General features: G+C 73.7%; 2 protein-coding genes and 3 tRNA genes. 4 read left to right on the top strand and 1 reads right to left on the bottom strand.

Features of this window, described 5'->3' with window-relative positions; genetic code table 11:
• Positions 1 to 57 precede the first annotated feature (57 nt).
• Positions 58 to 1,635, bottom strand: a complete 1,578-nt coding sequence (locus ACOJTC_RS17255) for a hypothetical protein (protein WP_420117648.1) — start codon at positions 1,633 to 1,635, stop codon at positions 58 to 60.
• Positions 1,636 to 1,788: 153 nt separating this feature from the next.
• On the opposite strand from ACOJTC_RS17255, the gene ACOJTC_RS17250 reads away from it, so the two are divergent.
• The 4 genes from ACOJTC_RS17250 to ACOJTC_RS17235 all read left to right on the top strand — a co-directional run bounded on the left by ACOJTC_RS17250 (position 1,789) and on the right by ACOJTC_RS17235 (position 3,356).
• A complete protein-coding gene (locus ACOJTC_RS17250) occupies positions 1,789 to 2,592 on the top strand; it encodes a fumarylacetoacetate hydrolase family protein (protein ID WP_420117647.1) in 804 nt (267 codons plus the stop codon).
• A gap of 107 nt (positions 2,593 to 2,699) precedes the next feature.
• Positions 2,700 to 2,771: transfer RNA gene (locus ACOJTC_RS17245), tRNA-Gln, on the top strand.
• Between the two features lie 139 nt (positions 2,772 to 2,910).
• A tRNA-Glu gene (locus tag ACOJTC_RS17240) sits at positions 2,911 to 2,983 on the top strand.
• A 297-nt stretch (positions 2,984 to 3,280) separates the two neighbouring features.
• Positions 3,281 to 3,356, top strand: a tRNA-Glu gene (locus ACOJTC_RS17235).
• Positions 3,357 to 3,545: the final 189 nt, after the last annotated feature.

Raw genomic sequence — 3,545 nt, 5'->3', positions numbered from 1 at the left:
GGGGGGGGGGGGGGGGGCGCACCCCCCCCTCTGGGTCCGCCCCCCCCCCGCCCCCGCTCAGGGCACGTCCACCCGGACCCCGGCGGAGAACACCCCGCTGCGCAGCTCCAACTGCTTCGGCTTCTGCGCGCCGTGCACGGTGAAGACCAGCGGCAGCACCACCCGGCTGCCGGCCGAGACGGGCTGGGCGAAGACGTCGCGCCCCAGGTTCGCCAGCCGGGTGGCGTCCTCGTCGGTGCTCACCCAGCTCCCACCCGGCAGGTACGCGCGCTGGAGCTGACCGTGCCAGCTCTGCTGCTCCGGGGTGACGTTGCGTACCCCGACCGTGGCCTGGCACTGCTGGCTGGCCACCCTCGCGGTGGCGCAGGCCACCCGGTAGACGGTGAACTCGAACGCCTTCTCCCGCAGCGGGGTGCCGACCGGGCCGGTCATGGTGGTGCCCGTCCACGCCCCGGCGGTCGGCTGCTTGGTGGTGTCGATGGCGGCGACCTCGCGGGTGGCCGTCCAGGCGGCGGCGAAGACCACTGCGGCCAGCACCGTCGCGGCCACCCCCACCACCAGCCACACCGACGGGCTGCGGCGTCGCCGGACCTCTCCGGGTACGGCGGGGCGCGGGTACACCGTCCCGCCGCCCGGGGCCGCCGGACCGCCCGCGTACGGCGGGGAGCCGGCCGCCACCGGCGCGGTGCCGGTCGGCTCGATCCCGCCCACCCGTCGCCGGGCCCGCCGCCACCACCAGAGCGCGCCGGCCAGTAGTGCCAGCACCACCAGGGCCGCACCGAGCAGGATCGGGGGCTGCCGCCAGGCCGGCGTCGCGGGCACGAACGCCTCCGGGGCCGCCCCGCTGCGCCAGGTGGCCGTCGCGCAGTCGTACGGCTGGTCGCCGTCACCGGTGTACGCGCAGGCCGGCGCGGTCAGCGCCCGGCCCGGCGCGGCGGCGGCCAGGGCGGTGTCCAGGGTCCGGGTCGCTCCGGCCGGCAGGACGAGCCGCCAGGTGACCTCCCCGCCCGCGCCCGCCCCGCCCGGGTGGGTGACCAGGCCACCCGCGCTGACCGCGGTGGTCGAGGTGCCGGCCGGCAACTCCTGCCGGACCATCGTCTGCACCGTCGAGCCGCCCGTGTTGCGCACCATGATCCGGTAACCCGGCACCCCCGTCGCGGCGGGCGCCACGGCCACGGTGACCTGCGGTGCCGGCCGGGGCGCGCCCGGGTTGCCGGCGGTGGTCATGCCGGGGGCCGGCGCGGTCGGGGTGACCGGTACGACCGCGCCGCTGGCCGCCACACCGGGCGCGGCCCGCGCCGGTCGGGGAGGTGCCGCCTCCCGGGTCGGGGCCACCGGCGTCGCCCAGGCGGCGAGGCGGGCCGGTACGGCGGGACGGGCGGTGGCGGCCGGTCGGGCCCGGGTGACCGGCCCCGTCGGTGCCCGGCCCGGTTCCGCCGGGCCGGCGTGGCCCGCCGGTGCCCGAGGCGGTCCGGTCGTCGTGGCGGGCCCTGCCGCCGCAGCGGTCGCCGCCGGGCCGGCCGGGGTGGCGTGGGGTGCGGGGCCGGTACCGGGCAGCGCCGGTACGGCGGCGAGGATGCCCAGGCAGTTCACGAAAACCGCGAGGGCCCTGTGGTGTCGTCTCGATGCAGGCATACCAACGAACCTCCGGAGCCGACGTTAGGAGCACGCACCCTCCGGGCGGGTACGAAGCGGCGAACCCCGCCCGCCGCGCCGGCCGATGGCCTACGCTGCGCCGACGTCCCGGTGGTCGACGGGTGACGCCGGGCGTGGGGATAGATTGGCCGGGTGCGTATCGCTCGTTTCGCTCATGCCAAGGGAATGTCGTTCGGGGTCGTCGAGGGCGAGTCGGAGGCCGGGCCGCAGGGTCTGACCGTCGCCGAGATCGAGGGCCACCCGTTCGGGCAGATCCAGTTCTCCGGTGCCCGGTGGGCGCTCTCCGACGTGCGGTTGCTGTCGCCGATCCTGCCCAGCAAGGTGGTCTGTGTGGGGCGTAACTACGCCGAGCACGCCGCCGAGCACGGCAACGAGGTGCCGAAGGAGCCGTTGCTCTTCCTCAAGCCGTCCACCTCGGTGATCGGTCCCCGGGACGCGATCCGGCTGCCGATCTTCTCCCGGCAGGTGGAGCACGAGGCCGAGTTGGCCGTGGTGATCGGCGCGCCGGGTGCCCGCCGGGCCGACCGGGCCGCCGCCGCGAAGGCCGTCTTCGGCTACACCTGCGCCAACGACGTCACCGCGCGGGACCTGCAGCGTTCCGACTCGCAGTGGACCCGGGCCAAGGGCTTCGACTCGTTCTGCCCCATCGGCCCCTGGATCACCACCGGTCTGAACGTCTCCGACCTGGAGGTGCGCTGCGAGGTGGGGCGCAACCCGGACGAGATGGAGGTACGTCAGCTCGGCCGGACCAAGGACATGGTCTTCGACGTGCCGGCGCTGGTGTCGTACATCTCGCACGTGATGACGCTGCTGCCCGGGGACGTGGTGCTGACCGGCACCCCGGCCGGGGTTAGTCCGCTCACTGACGGGGATACGGTCACCGTACGGATCGAGGGGATCGGCGAGCTCACCAACACGGTGGTACCGGTCGCCTGAGTCGTACGACACCCCTGTTTCCGCAGCTCACAGGCGGTTTGGGGGATTGGATTTGGCCTGTTGGCGCGGGGAGGGTAAAGTTCCTTCCCGGCGCCACAAGGGGCCAATGGGGTATGGGGTAATTGGCAGCCCAACTGATTCTGGTTCAGTTAGTCTAGGTTCGAGTCCTGGTACCCCAGCGCAACCGCGGGTTCACCCGAATCCGTGGACGCTGGATTCTGACGGAGGTCGGCTCCGTCCCGTCACCGGGGCGAAGTTGATCTCTGATAGAGTGCAGCTTCCCCGCCCGGTAGGGCAGGGAAGCACGAGCTATGTTCTGGCCCCGTCGTCTAGTGGCCCAGGACGCCGCCCTCTCAAGGCGGTAGCGCCGGTTCGAATCCGGTCGGGGCTACAACGCTGACAGCCCGTCCCACGTTCGCTGGGACGGGCTTCTTCGCGTCCAGGGGGAGTGTGCGTGGCCGGCCGGCCCCGCTCGTGTGCCTGGGCCCGCTTCGTCTGGCCGGCCCGCTCGTCTGGCTGGGCCCGCTTGTGGTGACGTTGCGCTATACCGGCCGCTCGGACGCCCCTGTTTCGCCACCCGGGCACCGACCTCGCCGGGATGCCGACCCCCGTCTCGGGGGCCGGGTGCCGGTGCCGTTAGACTAATGCCGCACCGCCCCACGGGGTGGTGAAGCAGGAAAAAGTGCCTGGCCCCGTCGTCTAGTGGCCCAGGACGCCGCCCTCTCAAGGCGGTAGCGCCGGTTCGAATCCGGTCGGGGCTACCACACGATCGGCCCGTCTCGCCCCGCGAGGCGGGCCGATCGCCGTTTCCCCCTCGCCTCCAGCCTTCCCCCTCGCCTCCCACCCCCCGCCGGTCCCACCTGTCCCCGCCGCTCTCGCCTCGGTTATCAATAGGTTTGCGGCACGTGGGTCTCTGTAACAAGACGCACAACTCTTGTTCCACGAGGCCCCGG

The organism is Micromonospora sp. (assembly GCF_048594385.1).
In the GTDB taxonomy this organism is placed as follows: domain Bacteria; phylum Actinomycetota; class Actinomycetes; order Mycobacteriales; family Micromonosporaceae; genus Micromonospora; species Micromonospora wenchangensis.
This window is presented reverse-complemented; position numbering and strand designations above follow the sequence as displayed.